Here is a 15918-nt window from a genome sequence, read left to right as displayed (position 1 = left end):
CGCCGCGACGACCAGCAGGCAGGCGACCGCGAACTGGACGCCGCGGACGACCGGTTCGCCGACGAGGGCCGCGAACCGCGAAACCGCGCCGACACGACCGGCGACGAGCAACACGCCACCGGCGAGTAGACCAGCAGCGACCAACTCGCCGTAGCCGATGGCGCCGGCGATGGCGAGGCCCGCGAGCGCCTTCATCGGCTCGACGGACAGTGGAAGGCCGTAGTAGACTCCCCAGACGACCTGAAAGACCCCAAACCCGACCAACAGATGCGGTAGCGACGCCGGTGTCAGCGCCCCCAACGCGACGACCAGCGGCAACACCGTCATCGAATCGCCGATGGCGCCGGTCACCTCGCCGTAATCGAATGCGAACGTTCCCTCTGCGAATCCGACCGTCGCCATGACCCACCCTTCGACGGCAGCCGTATGTCAGTTTCCAGAAACTAACGGCGGTTTCGAACGAGCGGCGACGAAACGCCTGGCCATTTCGCACGACAGTGAGAAAGCGGCGCGTGCCGCCGGTCACACGTCCGTCTGACGCGGATTTATGTGACACCCCGACAACCCAACGAATGGGCGCGCACCGACGGCCTCAAACTTTCCCCATCCTCCCCATCGCGCGCCCGAGCTTTTCACGTCCGCAGTGGAGGCTATCCGGTTAGCATCGTCTGGACCGACTCAAGAGAGCTTTGTTCGGCGATGAGCGCGACGCGGTCGCCCGCCTCGATTCTCGTCTGCGGGAGCGGAATCGTCATCGGTTCCTTGCGTCGGCCGTGTGCGTACAGTCGAGCGTTGCCGGGGAGGTCCAACTCGACGACCCGCTGGCCGATGACCGGCGACTCCGAGGGGATGTCGATGCTCGTCGCGGTCAGATGCTCGGTGAGGTCGGCGAGCACGTTCAGGTTCCCGCCGAGGAGCGCCGTCTTCGCACCCGCAGCACCCATCCGCTCGGGGTACACCACCTCGTCGACGTCGGCCGCGTACTTCTCGTAAATCTCCTGTCGGTAGTCCTCGTCGATTCGCAACACCGTCCGACAGCCGTGGCCGTTGGCTATCATACACGCGGTGAAGTTGACGTTCAAATCCCCCGACAAAGCCGCGAGTGCGTCGGTTTCGTCGAGGTCGGCGCGTTCGAGAACTCGCTCGTCCTCGCCGTCTCCTTCGATGACTTCCAACCCGTCGTCGCGGGCTTTCTGGGCCTTTTCGGGGTCGACTTCGACGATGACGACTTCGTGACCTTCGTTCACCAGAATGTCCGTGGTGCGCATCCCAACTCGACCGTACCCGACGATGACGAACCTCATGTGTGAGCGTATGACACGGTGGGGCAAAAAGATGTGCGCCGATTCGCGGGCGCCCCCGACGGGGACGTGGTCGGTCGATTACCGTTCACGCTGCTCGCCGTTTACCCCTTCGAGGCTTCTAACTCCGTCCGAAACCTCGCTACGCCCGACTACTCTCGTCTGTTCGTGGTCGGGGAACACCTCTCTGACGGTGTCGCCTCCCCACCGCTCGCGGATACGCGCCCGCAGTTCCGTCTCGTAATCTCCCTTCGGAATCTCCTCGCTCGGGCCGGACTCGACGACGAGATGTTCGTCGACGAGCCGGTCGACCGCGCTTCGACCGAATCCCGACAACGGGGCGACGTAATCGACGCCGTGTCGGTCTTCGAGGCTCTGGGCCACCGCCCGCGACACCGTCGGAACGCGGTCGTCCCGGCGCGTCCCGTCCGCGACCACGTCGTATTCGGCAGCGACCGCCTCCAGGGCGTCCTCGTGGACCTGTTGGATGCCGGTCCGCGGGAATCCGTCCTCGCGCATTCGCTCGGCGGCGGCGTCGGCGAACTCGCTGTCCATCTCGATTTCGTCGAACGGGAAGCCGAGCGCGCCGGCGGCCTCGCGGGCGTGTTTCCAGTCGTCGGTGATGCCGAAGTGGGCGGTGACGAGCGTCACGTCGTAAAACCGGTCGAGCAGCAACGCGGCCAACGAGGAGTCCTTCCCGCCGCTGAACAGCAGTCCGCACTCCATCTATCGGCGCTTGATGTCGAAGCTCTGGGAGTCTGGTTTCATCTCCGAGAGGAGTTCTTTCATCTTCTCCTCGTCGATTTTGCCCTGTAGGCGACCGCTCTGTGCCAAGGCGACGATTTGCTGTTCGACCTTCTCGCCGAACTCCGGTTTCGACATCTGGACCGTGTTGAGTCGCTTGCGGGCGCCGTCGGTCAGCGCCTTCCGGAGGACGGCCTTCTTTTGGGCTTCGGCCTGCTGGCGTTGGGCCTCGGCGGCTTCCGCTTGCCCCTCGCCGCCCTGCTGGTCTTTGAGCTGTTCCATCTTCTTCTTGCGCAGTTCTTCGAGGTCCTCGTCTGTGGGTTCGCCGCTCATATCTACCCGTTACTCGTGCGGAGTGAAAAATAGTGCCCTCCGAGTTGCTTCAGTACGGCAGGTTCCTTTCGGCTACGTCCACCGGCGTGTTCTTGCTCGATTCCTTGTCGGAGAAGGACGAATGAATCGCGGAGTTGGAAGAGCGGGTCGAAGAATTGGAAGACGGAGAAGAGAGTAGCTGAGTCGCTGCTAGGGGGTAGCGATGGACTTATTTTTTCTCACGCGCTGGTCAAGCGGCTATTAAATATGCTGCAAGCATCCGCGAGCGAACGAAGTGAGCGAGCGGTTCACCGCGCCGAGCGACAGCGAGGCGCGGGACCGAGGGCCGACCGGAGGTCACGCGAGCGAAGCGAGCGGGAGCGTTGGAAGACGACCGAAGGGAGTCTTCCTGAGGGAGGCCCGACGTGTCTTTTTCATGAACGTTTTTGCCGGTCGCCTCCGGCGACCGTGCAAAAAGGTTCAGGCGTAACGCTCTAGCTCCGGCCGGTCGAGGTCCTCGATGACCTCTTCGGCGGTTTCGTCGAGAAGTGCTTTGCCCTCACCGCTGACGGTGCGGCCACGTCCCTCGTAGGAGTCGACGTAGCCGGCGTCTTCGAGTTGCTGGAGGGCGGTTCGGATGACGTTACCGGAGCCCTCGGTCTTGCGGTCCGGACGGACGCGGTAGCGGGTCGTCCCGTTGACGGACTTCCCGTAGTGGGTTCGGAGTCGCTGGACGCCGACGGGACCGTCGACAGCGACTTTTCGCAGGAGGCTGGCGGCGCGTCGCGCCCAGAAGTCTTCCTGTTCCGGCGGGAGCTCGCGGCTGATACCGGTCTTGCCGTAGTTAATCCATTCGGGTTCGTCCAGTTCGGATTCGAGCTTCTCGGCGACCGCCTCGATGAGGTCCTCAGCGGGCACGTCGTAGAGCGTCGTCATTACGACTCGATTCCCGTCGGCCGCGTTTAACGCTGTTGGTCTCCCCCGAGGGCGGTCGTGAGGCGGTCACACGCGGCCGACGCCGAGCGCCGAGGCGACGCCGCCGCCGAGCAGCGTCGGGAGCCAGTAAATCGCTCCGCGGTGGAGGACGACTGCCGCCGCAGCGGTCGCCCCGCCGACGCCGGCCAGCGGGACGAGCAGGGCAACGAGGGCAGCCTCGATGCCGCCGAGTCCACCCGGAAGCGGTGTGACGCTGGCCATCGCACCGACGGGAACAGCGACGAGGACGGCCGCTATCGGTGCCGTGACGCCGAGGGCGTACAGCGACAGCCACAGCGCCGAGGCCTGTGCCAGCCACCCCAGTGACGACAGGCCGAGCGCAGCGAGCAGCGTCGACCGGTCGGTCGCGACGGCCTCTATCGACTCGAAGAACCCACCGACGCGGTGTTCGACGGCCGTCCGTTCGGGAGGGTCGACCCGAGGGGCGTGCCGACCCACCGCTCGCGCAATCGGCGTTACCGCCCGCCCGATTGCGGCTTCGAGTCGCCCCCGGTTCCGCCACCCGAGGAAGCCGACGACCGGAAGCGCGACCGCCAACCCGAGGGCTGCGGCCGCCGCCCACTGCAGCGCCTCGGTTCCGGCGGTCGCGACGACTGAGAAGTACGCTACGCCGACGAGCGACAGCGCTGTCGAGGGAACGAAGTTCAGCGCGTCGGCACTGGCAATCGAGGCGAGCGCCGTCTCGTACTCCGTCTCGGCGGCTTCCGAGATGAGAAGCGCACTCACCGGTTCGCCGCCGGCCTGACCGAACGGCGTGACGTTGTTGGAAAACAGCACGCCGGCGTAGACCGCAACCGACTGGAGCACAGAGATGTGCGCACCGAGGGCATCGAGTACCGTCCGAAGCGCCAGTGCCCACGCGAACAGCCACAGCGACGCCGCCAGGAGGACGGCACCGACGAGCGACGGACGCGCCATCGACAGCGTCGACAGCAGTTCCCCGACGCCGACGACGACGGCGAGGAGGCCCAACACGACCACGGCGCCGAGAAAGCCCGCGACGGTCGCACGAACGTCCAGCGCCATACCTGTCGGTCGGCCGTCGGGCGCTTGAACGCACCGATGGCCCTTTGACCGCAGGGGGAGAGGTTCGGATATGGACGAACGGGCGGCGCTCTCGCTCGTCGGCGAGTACGTCGAGGGGTCGGGCGACGATTGTGCGGTTCTCGACGACCTCCTCGTGACGACGGATATGCTCCACGAGACGACGGATTTCCCCGACGGGACGACCCGCTATACAGCCGGCTGGCGAGCAGTCGGGGCCTCCCTGTCGGACGTGGCCGCGATGGGCGCCGAGGCGACGGCAGCCGTCGCGGTGTACGGTGCGCCGTCGTTCCGTGAGACGGAGATAGCAGCGTTCCTTCGCGGCTGTACGGATGTGTGTGAAGCTGTCGGCGCCGAGTACGTCGGCGGTGACCTCGACGGCCACGACGAGTTCACCGTCGCCACGACTGCGGTGGGCCGGAGCGACGACCCGGTCTATCGTTCCGGTGCTTCCCCCGGCGACGCCGTCTGTGTGACCGGTTCGGTCGGTCGCAGCGGGGCGGCACTCCAGTTGTTCGAGGACGGCGAGACCGCGCGGGCGAACGAACTGTTCCGGTTCGAGCCACGGGTGGCTGCCGGCCGGGCGGTTGCCGCCGACGCCACCGCGATGATGGATTCCAGCGACGGCCTCGCACGCTCGCTACACCAACTCGCGGCGGCGAGCGACTGCGGTTTTTCTGTTCGTTACGACGACGTTCCGGTCGACCCGTCGGTAGGCGATGTTGTCGAAGACAACGCCATGCGACGGGAGTTGGCGCTTCACTTCGGCGAGGACTTCGAGTTGGTGTTCACCGTCCCCGAGAGCGCCGTCGACCAAATCAGGACGGCCGCACCGGTCAAGGTGACACGAATCGGCGAGGTCACGGACGGCGATGTTCTGTTGGACGGGGAGCCGCTTTCGGACCGCGGCTTCACGCACCGATGAGTTCGAACGGAACCGGGGTGAAACACAGCGCACCGAGAACGAAGGTGAGAACGCCCACGGCCATCCGTTTTTTATCGAGGGGTTCGTCGAACACCGGTCGCGTCGGCCCGACGTACGCCAACCCAAGCGCGATGAGGCCCCAGAACACCCACAGGAACGGCGCGTTCGAACTGACGCCGGTGAACAGGTACAGGTAGCCCGCGAGGGCGAACAGTCCACCGGGGACGAGTGCAGCAATCGTCTCGGAGCGCTCGCCGACCATCGACCGGATGATGTGGCCGCCGTCGAGTTGGCCGACCGGGATGAGGTTGAGGAACGTGACGAACAGTCCGATCCACGCGCCGAAGACGATGGGACTCGCCACCAACGCGGGGTCCTCGTAGGTCAGCGGTTGGCCAGTCGCCCACGAGAGGAACTGCAACAGCGGCGGGTAGCCGAGTTCCAGTTGGATGGCGCTCTCGCTGTTCAGTACCTCCGGCGGGACCGGAATCGGGTCCTGATACAGTCCGAACACGGCGACGCCGATGGCGGCGACGAGACCGGCCAACGGCCCCGCGACCCCGATGTCGAACAGCGCCTTCCGGTTCGGGATGCGGCCCTTCATCTTGATGACGGCCCCGAACGTGCCGATGAACGTCGGGACGGGGATGAAGTAGGGAAGGCTCGCCTCCACGTCGTGATACCGGGACAGCGCGTAGTGGCCGAACTCGTGGACGCCGAGGACGCCGAGCACCGCGAGAGAAAAGGGCCACCCGGCGAGGAGGTCGAGCGGCCCGTTCACCGGTTCGTAGTACCAGATGGTACCGGCGTACAGCGTCGTGAGGACCGTCGCGACGAACATCACGACGTTGGTCCACGGGACGCTGTCGACGCCGACGCTGCGGGGTTCGGCGACGAGTGCCTGTCGGTCCTCCGTCACCGCGACGCCCGTTATCGGGTCGGGTTCGCTGTCCGAGACGACGTCGAGTCGAACCTCGTAGCCGTACTCCCGGAACAGCGGCCACAGTTGCTGTTCGAGCCGTTGGTACTCGGTTTGGGGACGACCGTAGTAGATGAGTCGGTCGTCGTCCCGTTCCACGTCGGTGACGCGGAACGACGGCAGGAGGGCCTCCGGCGGCGGTCCCTCGTGGTCCGACGCCGGTTCGACGGTAGTCATCACCCTACGGAAGGGGATTGGCGCGGATAAATCCCCTGACAAAGGCAGAAAAGCGGGGACCGAGCGCAAGCGAGCGCCTGCCTCGGTGGGACTGTGTCTCGATGCCGCCTCAGGCCGGACTGACTCGCCACGTGGTCGCGGAGGTGTAGGACCACTTCTCGACCTCGATGTCGGTGGCGGAGTCGCGCAGTTTCACCATCAGCGCACCGATTTCCTTCGGGGAGAGCTCCACGTCGTCGGCGATGAACTTGCTCTTGATGTAGACCTCTCCATCCTCCACCCGCTGACGCAGGTACGTTCGGAGGCGACGTTCCTTGTCGTTCGTGGAGGCTTCCATAGTTGCGCTCATTTTCTATCTCCTCGCTTACGGCTATCTTCCGTATCGACATATAAAGGAAGGAACCTTAGGGTCACTTCGCCCCGATTCGGACGTTTTGCGGGAACACCCCGACATTTCACAAAGCGTTTAGAATCCATTAGACATTTTATATCCTATTTTTAGATATCCATACTTCTATAATTATTCGAAATTAATACGTCCCTTCTCCGCGAAATTGAGCGCCAAATGACTCGTTTAGCGGCTGAATTCTCCGCCAATTGCCGGGGCTGCACGCCTCGGTCGCGCTCGACGCACACCTACGTCTCGCGCTCGTGGACCCAGAACGTCTCGTCGTCGGTTACCTCCTTCTTGAACAGCGGCACTTCGTCTTTCAGTCGGTCGATGCCGTCCTCGACGGCCCGGAACGCCTCCCGGCGGTGACCAGCGAGGACGACCACGAACACGATGTCCTCTCCGTCCGGAATCCGACCCGTCCTGTGATGGAGCCGAACGTTCAGGATTCCGTCCCGTTCTTCGAGTTCGGTCTCGATGGTGTCCATGCGCCGCTCGGCGACGCCCTCGTACTTCTCGAATTCGAGATAGTGGGTCCGGTCGTCTGCGGTGTCCTCTTTGGCCCGCACCCGCCCGGTGAAGGTGGCGATGGCGCCAGCGTAGTCGGCCGACTGTGACCGTTTGACCTCGGCGACGAGCGATTCGAGCGTCTCGTGTGGTTCGGTCTCGTGAATCGCCTCGATGGCCGCCCCCGTATCGAAACTCCTCGCGTCGTCGGCTTCGAAGACCGCGTCTTCGACCCCGTCACCGACTGCAATCGTCGGTAACCCGGTTTCGTCGTCACCGAGGACTGCCGCGTAGTCGTGGTCGGGCGCCAGTCGGTCGAGGGCGTCCGAAACGGACAGGCCGTCGCCGGTGGCTCGCCAGCGCTCGTCGACGACGTACTCCGTGCCGCCGTAGCCGGCCGTCACGCCACCGTCGGTCGCGGTGTCGCCGACCCGGACGACGCCGACTCGGCCCTCGACGGCGGCGGCCAGTCGCTCTACTGCGCGCTCGGCACCATCGCCGAGCAGGGCGAACGCGTACATAGCCAATCCTTCGACCGCTGGGGCTTGTAGGTGTCGGAGATGTTGACAACCCTTAAGACCGAAACACGGCAACCCGAACCTAATGAGAATCGTCGTTTCTATCGGCGGGAGCGTACTCGCACCCGACCTCGACCCCGAGCGGGTCCGAGGCCACGCCACCGTCATCGACGGGCTCGTCGAGGACGGACACGAGGTCGCGACCGTCGTCGGTGGTGGTGGCGTCGCTCGACGTTACATCGGTACCGCCCGCGAGCTCGGGGCCTCCGAGTACGACCTCGACGCCCTCGGCATCGACGTGACCCGGCTGAACGCACGGCTGCTCGTCACCGCACTGGACAGTTCGGCGACCCCCGAACCGGCCGAATCCCACGAAGCCGCACGCGCTTCCCTTCGACGCGGCGAGGTCGCGGTCATGGGTGGGACGGTCCCCGGCCACACGACCGATGCCGTCTCGGCGCTGTTGGCGGAGATGGTGGACGCCGACCTGCTCGTCTACGCGACGAGCGTTCCCGGCGTCTTCTCGGCTGACCCGAACGAGGTCGACGACGCCCAACGCTACGACCGCCTGACAGCGGGCGAACTCGTCGACGTCATCTCCAGCATCGAGACCGCTGCCGGGTCGAACGCGCCGGTCGATTTACTCGCCGCGAAAATCATCGAGCGCTCGGGGCTCAGAGCCGTCGTTCTCGACGGCACCGACCCCGACCGAATCGCCGACGCCGTCGCCGGTGACGACGTCGACGGCACCGAGGTCGTCCCGAATGAGTGACCTCTACGACATCGGAACCGGCCGACAGCGAGCCTTCTGGGCCGACGCGGTCGCCGACGAGATAGAGGCCCGCGACCCCGAGGAACCCATCATCATCAAAGGCGGCGTCTCTCCCTCGGGTGTCCCACATCTCGGCCACTTCAACGAAATCATGCGCGGCTACTTCGTCGCCGAGGCCCTCCGGGAACGCGGCCACGAGGTCCGACAGGTGTTCACCACCGACGACAAGGACCGTCTCCGGAAACTGCCCCGAAAGCTCGCAGACCTCGAGTGGAACGTCGTCGGACTGGGCGAAGTCGACGCCGGCGCACTCGGTCGAAACCTCGGAAAGCCCTACACCGACATTCCCGACCCCTTCGGCTGCTGTGACTCCTACGGCGACCACTTCACCGAACTCCTCAGCCGTTCGGCCGACGCCGTCGGCGTCCCCATCGACGTGGTCTCCAACACCGACCTCTACGAATCGGGCGAGTTCGACGACGCCGTTCGGCACGTCCTCGAACACCGCGACCGCGCACGCGAGGTGTTGAGCGAGTTCCAGGACAAGGTCGACGACTCCTACGTCCCCTTCTTCGCGCAGTGCTCGGAGTGCGGCAACCTCACCGAAACCATCACGGGAATCGACCTCGAGGCCGAAACCGTCGACTACGTCTGTGAAGACGTACAGGCCGGCGACGACACCATCGAGGGCTGTGGCCACGAGGGAACGGCCACCTTCCGGGAGGGGAAACTCCCGTGGCGCTTCGAGTGGCCTGCCCAGTGGCTCACGCTGGGGGTGGATTTCGAGCCCTTCGGGAAGGACCACGCCGAAGGGTCGTGGCCCTCCGGTGAGACCGTCGCTCGCGAGGTGTTCGATTTCGAGCCGCCCGTTCCGATGGTGTACGAGTGGTTCACGCTGAACGGCGACGCGCTATCGTCGTCGGCCGGCAACATCATCACCGTCGACGAGGTGCTCGAACTGCTGGAGGTGCCGGTGTTGCGCTACTTCTTCACGAAGAACCCGAAGAAACAGCGGGACTTCAGCGTCGGCGACATCGACCGACTCGTCGACGAGTTCGACCGCTTCGAGCGCGTCTACTACGGCGCCACCGACGACGCAGACGACGACGAACAGGAACGCGCCGACCGTGCCTACCCGATGGTCGTCGACGAGGTGGGCGAGACTCCGCCCGTTCGCATCCCGTACACGTTCGCGGCCGTCCTCGGGATGACTGACAACCGCGACCTCCGGGTCCAAATGGCCCGCCGGTCGGGACATCTGCCGGCCGACGCCACCGACGCCGAACTCGAAGCCGCACTCGCACGCGTCGAGAAGGCCCGCGCGTGGGCCGAACGCACCGACAACGAGTTCAACTACCGACTGGCCGAGGACCTCCCGGACGTCGAGTTCGACGAGGGGCTCGCGGCCGCCCTCGAGGACCTCGCCGACTTCATCGAGTCCGAATCCCCGGACGCGGAGGCGCTTCAGGGAGAGATTTACGAAACCGCGAAGCGAAACGACGTTGCCGTCGGGGAGTTCTTCGAGGCCGGCTACCGGCTGTTCCTCGACGAATCACAGGGCCCCCGTCTCGGACCATTCCTCGCGCCGATGGACGAGGAGTTCGTGACGCGACGGCTCCGCCGGGAAGCGTAGCCGTCCGCGAGACGACCGGCGGGACCGCTCCACTGCTGTCGGAAAGGTCGGGTTTTTGAACCACGGAGCCCCTACGGAACTGTAATGAACACGCTGCTGTGGATACTGGTCGGCGTCCTCATCTACACCTCGGTGGCGATGGCGCTGAACGCCCGCGGAGTGTTGCCGTCGTCGTTCCGGGTGTCGGGGCCGATTCTCACTATTCACACGAAACGCGGGCGGGCCGCCCTCGAGTGGCTCGCCCAACCCAAGCGGTTCTGGCGCGCGTGGGGCAACCTCGGCGTCGGCATCGCCGTCGTCATCATGGTCGGGTCGTTCGTCGCCGTGTTGTTCTCGGCGTTCAGCGCGATTACCGCCCCCGAAGCCGCCCGCATCGCCCGCCCGCAGGACGCACTCGTCATCCCGGGCGTCAATCAGTTCCTCCCGTGGGCCGCCGCCGTCGACATCCTCGTCGGCCTGCTCGTGGGACTCGTCGTCCACGAGGGCGGCCACGGGCTCCTGTGTCGCGTCGAGAACATCGAAATCGAGTCGATGGGCGTCGCCCTGCTGGCGTTCATCCCGCTCGGTGCCTTCGTTCAACCCGACGAGGAGAGCCAGCGGTCGGCCGACCGCGGCGGCAAGACACGAATGTTCGCCGCTGGCGTGACGAACAACTTCCTCGTCACTGCCGTCACGTTCGCGCTGCTGTTCGGCCTCGTCGCCAGCCTCGTTACCGTCGTTCCGGGCGTCGCAATCGGCGGAACGCTACCGGGGTCGCCGGCTAGCGATGCCGGTGACCCCGGTATCGACCGCGGCGACGTGATTACTGCCGTCGACGGCCAACCCGTCGAGGATCAAGCATCCTTCGACGCGGCCCTCGCCGAGGCCGACCGGGAGGTGACCGTCGAGTTGCGAAACGGCGAGACCGTCACCGTTCAGCGCCGCCTGATGGTCACCCGTGCGGTCGTCGACGCACCGTTCGGAACCGAGACCACCATCGAAGCCGTCGACGGCGAACCGGTGTACACCCAATCGGAGTTCGAAGCCGCCGTCTCCGGCAACGAGGTCGTCGAGTTGGACACCGACGAGGGGACGACACAGTTCCCGGTCGGCGTCTTCGTCAGTGCGGTCCCCGCCGACGACCCATTGGGGGCCGATGGCGGAGCGCCCGACCGACCGATGCTCGTCCACAGCGTCGCCGGCGAACCGACGCCGACACCCGAGGCGCTCTCGACGGTGCTTCAGGAGACCGAACCCGGCGACACCGTCGAGGTCGTCGCCTATCATGGCGACGGCGACGACCCCTGGAGCGGCGAGCGCCACGTCTACGAGGTGACGCTTGGGGAGAATCCACAAGGCGAATACGGTTACCTCGGCGTCGGCGGCATCCAGCAGGGCACGAGCGGCATCGTCGTCGACGACTTCGGTATCGACACCTACCCGGCCTCGCAGTATCACGCCCTCCTCGGGGGCAGCGGCTGGGGCGACGACCCTGTCTCGACGTTCATCTCCCGAACCTTCGCCGTGCTCGTCTTGCCGTTCGCCAGCGTCGTCGACCCCAACCTCGCGTACAATTTCGCGGGGTTCAACGGCGAGATATCGAACTTCTATTCGGTGTCCGGTCCGCTCAGCGCCGGCGTCGTCTTCGGACTCATCAACGTGCTGTTCTGGACCGGCTGGGTCAATCTGAACCTCGGCATCTTCAACTGCATCCCGTCGTATCCGCTCGACGGCGGACACATCCTGCGGTCGGCGGTCGAGGCGACGATAGCGCGACTCCCGATGGAACCCGACCCGGCCGTGGCGACGGCGGTGACCGTCGCCATCAGCGCCTCGATGATACTCAGTCTCCTCGGGATGCTGTTCGTGCCGCAGCTACTGGGGTAGGACGGAAGCAAAAACGGGGACCGGCGAGCGCCGAGCGATTCAGGCCGAAGAGATTCGCCACGTGGTCGCGGAGGTGTAGGACCACTTCTCGATGGTGAGTCCGGGGACCGACCCCTGGAGGCTCGACAACAGCGCGCCGATTTCCTTCGGGGAGAGGTCAACGTCGTCGGCGATGAACTTCCCTTTGATGTAGAGGTCGCCGTCGTTGCGTTCGGCCTCCGCACGGAGGTACTCGACGAGTCGCTTCGCCTTTCGGGAGCGATACGGCGATTGGGTGGAGGCGTTCGTGCTCATCGTTGGGGGGGCGTGGCCGTGACCGACGACCGCACAGACGGCGTTCAGTGCCAGTGCACCAGCGAGGGCTTCGGGATGTTGTCCGGCCAGTCCCGTCGCCAGCCCAGCGATGACGACGAGCGGTAGCAGGGCGGCGGCCCAGAACGCGGCCGCGCGGACGCCGGTGGTGAGTCGTTCGATGCAGCCGGACACCAACTGCGGGAGTCCGGGCGTGATGGAGGGGGTGTTCGATTGGGTGGCGCTCGACATTGGGGCTCTCCTCGCTTCCCTCTGGGCCCGCCACCCCCATATAAACGCCAGAGCCTTGCGATGAATTCAGCATCGTTCGCGCAGTTCTCGACGTTTCAGCCGCCAAAGCGAATCGCCCAGAAACCGCCCGAAAATCTTTTAGAACTTTTATAGAGCGATTTAACGTGTTATCTCCGGGATGCCTGACGGAGCAGTGGCTCCGGTACGCTCGGTGTTCGCCGGACTCAAAAGCCCCATTATCCGGCCGTCCGAACGTCCGTTCATGGTACGACGACGACCGCCGGGGACCGAAGAAGGGTGGTACGCGCTCCACGACCTCCGCCGTATCGACTGGGACGCGTGGCGCGAGGCACCCGAACGGACCCGACAGCGGGCGCTCGAAGAGGGCATCGACTATCTGCAGAACCACGAGGCGGTGGTCGACGCCGAAGAGGGCGGGTCGGCCGTCTTCTCCATCGTCGGTCATAAGGCCGACCTCATGATACTGCATCTGCGACCGACGCTGGAACACCTCGACCGCGCCGAGCGCCGCTTCGAGTCGACGGCACTCGCCGAATTCACCGAACGCGCCTCCTCGTACGTCTCCGTCACCGAGGTTTCGGGGTACATGCACGAGGACCTCACCGACGGCCTCGACGACATCGAGGACGCGGGGATGCGCAACTACATGCAACAGCGCATCTACCCGGAGATTCCGGACGCCGAACACGTCTGTTTCTACCCGATGGACAAGCGCCGCGGCCCGGAGCACAACTGGTACGACCTCCCCTTCGAGGAGCGCAAGGAGTACATGTCCGCCCACGGCGACATCGGTCGGGAGTACGCCGGCAAGGTGACCCAAATCATCACCGGCAGCGTCGGCCTCGACGACCACGAGTGGGGCGTCACGTTGTTCGCCGACGACATGACCGACATCAAACACCTGCTGTACGAGATGCGGTTCGACCCCTCCTCCTCGAAGTTCGCGGAGTTCGGCCCCTTCTACGTCGGCCGTCGGTTCCCGTCGTCCGACCTCGGGGCGCTGTTCGCCGGCGAGACCGTCCCGGCCGACGACAGCGCCGACGGAGAGTCCGCCCATCCGGACGCCGAAAGCGAAGACGACCACGGCACCGACGAGGGCGACGACAGCGGCGGGCGGCCCTCGACCGACGCCGACCACGAGGTCGTCGCCCCCAGCACGTTCACCCGGAGGGCCGGTACCTACGGCGTCGACGTAGCCGAAACGGACGCGGGCTACGGCCTCCTCTTCGAATCCGACGCCGACGCCGGCACCCTCGAAGAGTCCGTCGACGAACTGCGAGGGAACTTCGACCACTACGACACCCACGTCCTCACCGAGGTCCGAACGAGCGATGACTCTGTGGCAATCGTCTCGCTGTGGGCCAACGAACGCGCCGCCAACACCGCTTCCGGCTTCCTCGCCGACCTGCCGGGCGTCACCGGCGGCGTCGGGGCGCCGCTCGACGACGAAGAACCCACTGCGGGCGATTCCGAGGGCGATTCCGAAGACGAACAGGACTCCTCGGGCGGCGGTCGTCCCGACACTGGTGGCCCCGAACACGAGGAAGTCGACGTCGAGGAGTTCCAGCGTCGCGTCCACCGCTTCGGTATTGACTTGGACGAACACCCCGACGCCGGCTACGCCTTGCTGTTCCACTCCGACACTCCTGCCGAGGACCTCGTCGACGAGGTCGACGGACTCCGAGGGAACTTCGACCACTACGACACCCACGTCCTCACGACCGTCCGTGCCGATTCGGGGGACACCGCCGTCGTCTCGCTGTGGGCCAACGAACGTGCCGCCAACACCGCATCCGGCTTCCTCGCCGACCTCCCCGGTTCCGGTCCCGGCGTGGGCGCCGCCCTCGGGGACGACTCGGCCGACGGCGCCGACGATGCCGACACCCACGGCACCGACGAGGACGACGACATCCGCGGGGAACTGGAGGAGTTGAACATCTACGCCGGACAACCGCACGGCGAAGACGTCTACGCCCTGGTGTTGTACTCCGAGGCCGACCCCGAGGAGCTACGTGAGGAACTCGACGGCCTCCGGGAACGGTTCGAACACTACGACACCCACGTCAAATCCGCCGTCTACGCCGGCGAACACGATGGCGACCGAACCGCTATCGTCTCCATCTGGGAGACCAAGGAGGCCGCCGACACCGCCGGCGGGTTCCTCTCGGAGTTGCCCGGCGTCGTCGCCCGCGCCGGCGAGGAAAGCGGGTTCGGCACGATGGGAATGTTCTACACCGTCAAACCGGAGTACCGCGAGGAGTTCGTCGACACCTTCGAGGAGGTCGGCGACGCCCTCGACGACATGGAGGGCCACTTCGAGACGCGGCTCATGGTCAACGAAACCGACGAGAACGACATGTTCATCGCGAGCCACTGGCGCGAGAAGGACGACGCCATGGCGTTCTTCCGCTCGGAGGACTTCCGGGAGACCGTCCAGTGGGGCCGGGAAGTCCTCGACGGCCGACCGCGACACGTCTTCCTCGCCTGAACTGCCCGAAAAACCGTCAACTCCTTGCGTTCGACGAGCGAATCAGGCCCGAATTTTTTATCAGTGTGCGAAGCACGGGCCGTATGGTGCTCGATGCGATACGGAACGTTGCGCTCGCTCGACTCGGCCGCCTGCTGTTTTCGGCGCTGTTGGTCGGTATCGTGTTCGTCGTCGCGTTCAGCCTCGCCTTCGGGACGGACGCGCTGGTGGCGCTTGGACTCCCGAGAGACATCGCGGGTTCCATCATCACCCTCCTCGTAATCGCGGCCTGCGTCTACGGCCTCTACTGGTTCGCGACGCGGATGATAGACTGGTAGCGAAGCGAACGGCGGAAAAAAGAGAGACGGTCAGTAGAACGCGATTGGCTTTCCGGGCGATTCCTCGCGAGTGACCTTATCGAGGGCTTCGAGGAAGTCGGCCCCGACCACTTCGGTACGGTTGTCGCGAATGGCGAACATGCCGGCCTCGGTGGCGAGACTCTCGAGTTCGGCGCCGGAGAGGCCCTCCGTTTCCTCGGCGAGTTCCGCGAGGTCGACGCTGTCGGCGAGGTTCATCCGCTGGGTGTGGATGCGGAGAATCTGTTCGCGGCCCTCGACGTCCGGTTCGGGCACTTCGATGAGGCGGTCGAAGCGGCCGGGGCCGGAGGATGGCGCGGTCGGAGCATGTCGAAGCGGTTCGTCGCCGCGATGATGGAGATGTCA

The 15918-nt window shown here is 65.5% G+C and carries 16 protein-coding genes and 1 pseudogene; 6 read left to right on the top strand and 11 right to left on the bottom strand.

Annotation, left to right across the window (positions count from 1 at the left end; genetic code table 11):
• The 6 genes from GJ631_RS17120 to GJ631_RS17095 all read right to left on the bottom strand — a co-directional run.
• Positions 1-402, bottom strand: a 402-nt coding sequence (locus GJ631_RS17120) for a putative sulfate/molybdate transporter (RefSeq protein WP_197425164.1), incomplete at its 3' end; no start/stop codon positions are given.
• A gap of 248 nt (positions 403-650) precedes the next feature.
• Complete coding sequence (locus GJ631_RS17115; protein ID WP_156710319.1) at positions 651-1304, bottom strand: TrkA family potassium uptake protein; 654 nt, start codon at positions 1302-1304, stop codon at positions 651-653.
• Between the two features lie 78 nt (positions 1305-1382).
• The gene (locus GJ631_RS17110; RefSeq protein WP_156710318.1) at positions 1383-2027 is read right to left on the bottom strand and encodes an asparagine synthase-related protein; all 645 of its coding nucleotides are present in this window, start codon (positions 2025-2027) and stop codon (positions 1383-1385) included.
• Positions 2028-2378, bottom strand: coding sequence for a DNA-binding protein (locus GJ631_RS17105; protein ID WP_156710317.1), 351 nt, complete (start codon positions 2376-2378; stop codon positions 2028-2030).
• A 459-nt stretch (positions 2379-2837) separates the two neighbouring features.
• Complete coding sequence (locus GJ631_RS17100) at positions 2838-3293, bottom strand: 30S ribosomal protein S19e (RefSeq protein WP_156710316.1); 456 nt, start codon at positions 3291-3293, stop codon at positions 2838-2840.
• Positions 3294-3359: 66 nt separating this feature from the next.
• Positions 3360-4379 carry a lysylphosphatidylglycerol synthase transmembrane domain-containing protein gene (locus tag GJ631_RS17095; RefSeq protein ID WP_156710315.1) on the bottom strand — a complete coding sequence of 340 codons (1020 nt, stop codon included), beginning with the start codon at positions 4377-4379 and terminating at the stop codon, positions 3360-3362.
• A gap of 70 nt (positions 4380-4449) precedes the next feature.
• On the opposite strand from GJ631_RS17095, the gene thiL reads away from it, so the two are divergent.
• The gene (thiL, locus tag GJ631_RS17090; RefSeq protein WP_156710314.1) at positions 4450-5322 is read left to right on the top strand and encodes a thiamine-phosphate kinase; all 873 of its coding nucleotides are present in this window, start codon (positions 4450-4452) and stop codon (positions 5320-5322) included.
• On the opposite strand, the gene GJ631_RS17085 is transcribed toward thiL, so the two are convergent.
• The 3 genes from GJ631_RS17085 to GJ631_RS17075 all read right to left on the bottom strand — a co-directional run bounded on the left by GJ631_RS17085 (position 5309) and on the right by GJ631_RS17075 (position 7897).
• Positions 5309-6478 (bottom strand): site-2 protease family protein, encoded by a 1170-nt coding sequence (locus tag GJ631_RS17085; RefSeq protein WP_156710313.1) that lies wholly within the window; start codon positions 6476-6478, stop codon positions 5309-5311. The two genes, thiL and GJ631_RS17085, sit on opposite strands and share 14 nt — an antisense overlap.
• 109 nt (positions 6479-6587) lie before the next feature.
• On the bottom strand, positions 6588-6827 hold the full coding sequence (locus tag GJ631_RS17080) for a hypothetical protein (protein ID WP_156710312.1): 240 nt from the start codon (positions 6825-6827) through the stop codon (positions 6588-6590).
• Between the two features lie 287 nt (positions 6828-7114).
• On the bottom strand, positions 7115-7897 hold the full coding sequence (locus GJ631_RS17075; RefSeq protein ID WP_156710311.1) for a molybdopterin synthase: 783 nt from the start codon (positions 7895-7897) through the stop codon (positions 7115-7117).
• Between the two features lie 82 nt (positions 7898-7979).
• Between GJ631_RS17075 and pyrH the strand changes: the two genes are divergently transcribed.
• The 3 genes from pyrH to GJ631_RS17060 all read left to right on the top strand — a co-directional run bounded on the left by pyrH (position 7980) and on the right by GJ631_RS17060 (position 12165).
• The gene (pyrH, locus tag GJ631_RS17070) at positions 7980-8666 is read left to right on the top strand and encodes a UMP kinase (RefSeq protein WP_156710310.1); all 687 of its coding nucleotides are present in this window, start codon (positions 7980-7982) and stop codon (positions 8664-8666) included.
• A complete protein-coding gene (gene lysS / locus GJ631_RS17065; protein ID WP_156710309.1) occupies positions 8659-10299 on the top strand; it encodes a lysine--tRNA ligase in 1641 nt (546 codons plus the stop codon). Before pyrH ends, lysS begins: the two co-directional genes overlap by 8 nt.
• Positions 10300-10383: 84 nt before the next feature.
• Entirely contained in the window at positions 10384-12165 is a 1782-nt protein-coding gene (locus GJ631_RS17060) for a site-2 protease family protein (RefSeq protein ID WP_156710308.1), read from the top strand.
• Between the two features lie 39 nt (positions 12166-12204).
• On the opposite strand, the gene GJ631_RS17055 is transcribed toward GJ631_RS17060, so the two are convergent.
• Positions 12205-12459 (bottom strand): hypothetical protein, encoded by a 255-nt coding sequence (locus GJ631_RS17055; protein ID WP_156710320.1) that lies wholly within the window; start codon positions 12457-12459, stop codon positions 12205-12207.
• A 511-nt stretch (positions 12460-12970) separates the two neighbouring features.
• Between GJ631_RS17055 and GJ631_RS17050 the strand changes: the two genes are divergently transcribed.
• Positions 12971-15217 carry a heme-binding protein gene (locus GJ631_RS17050; protein WP_156710307.1) on the top strand — a complete coding sequence of 749 codons (2247 nt, stop codon included), beginning with the start codon at positions 12971-12973 and terminating at the stop codon, positions 15215-15217.
• 83 nt (positions 15218-15300) lie between these two features.
• Positions 15301-15534: a hypothetical protein gene (locus GJ631_RS17045; protein WP_156710306.1), complete on the top strand. Its 234-nt coding sequence runs from the start codon at positions 15301-15303 to the stop codon at positions 15532-15534.
• A 30-nt stretch (positions 15535-15564) separates the two neighbouring features.
• Here the strand turns inward: GJ631_RS17045 and GJ631_RS17040 are convergent.
• A pseudogene (locus GJ631_RS17040) lies at positions 15565-15918 on the bottom strand (AAA family ATPase); the annotation flags it as partial.

This window comes from Natronomonas sp. CBA1123 (assembly GCF_009741925.1).
In the GTDB taxonomy this organism is placed as follows: Archaea; Halobacteriota; Halobacteria; order Halobacteriales; family Haloarculaceae; genus Natronomonas.
This window is presented reverse-complemented; position numbering and strand designations above follow the sequence as displayed.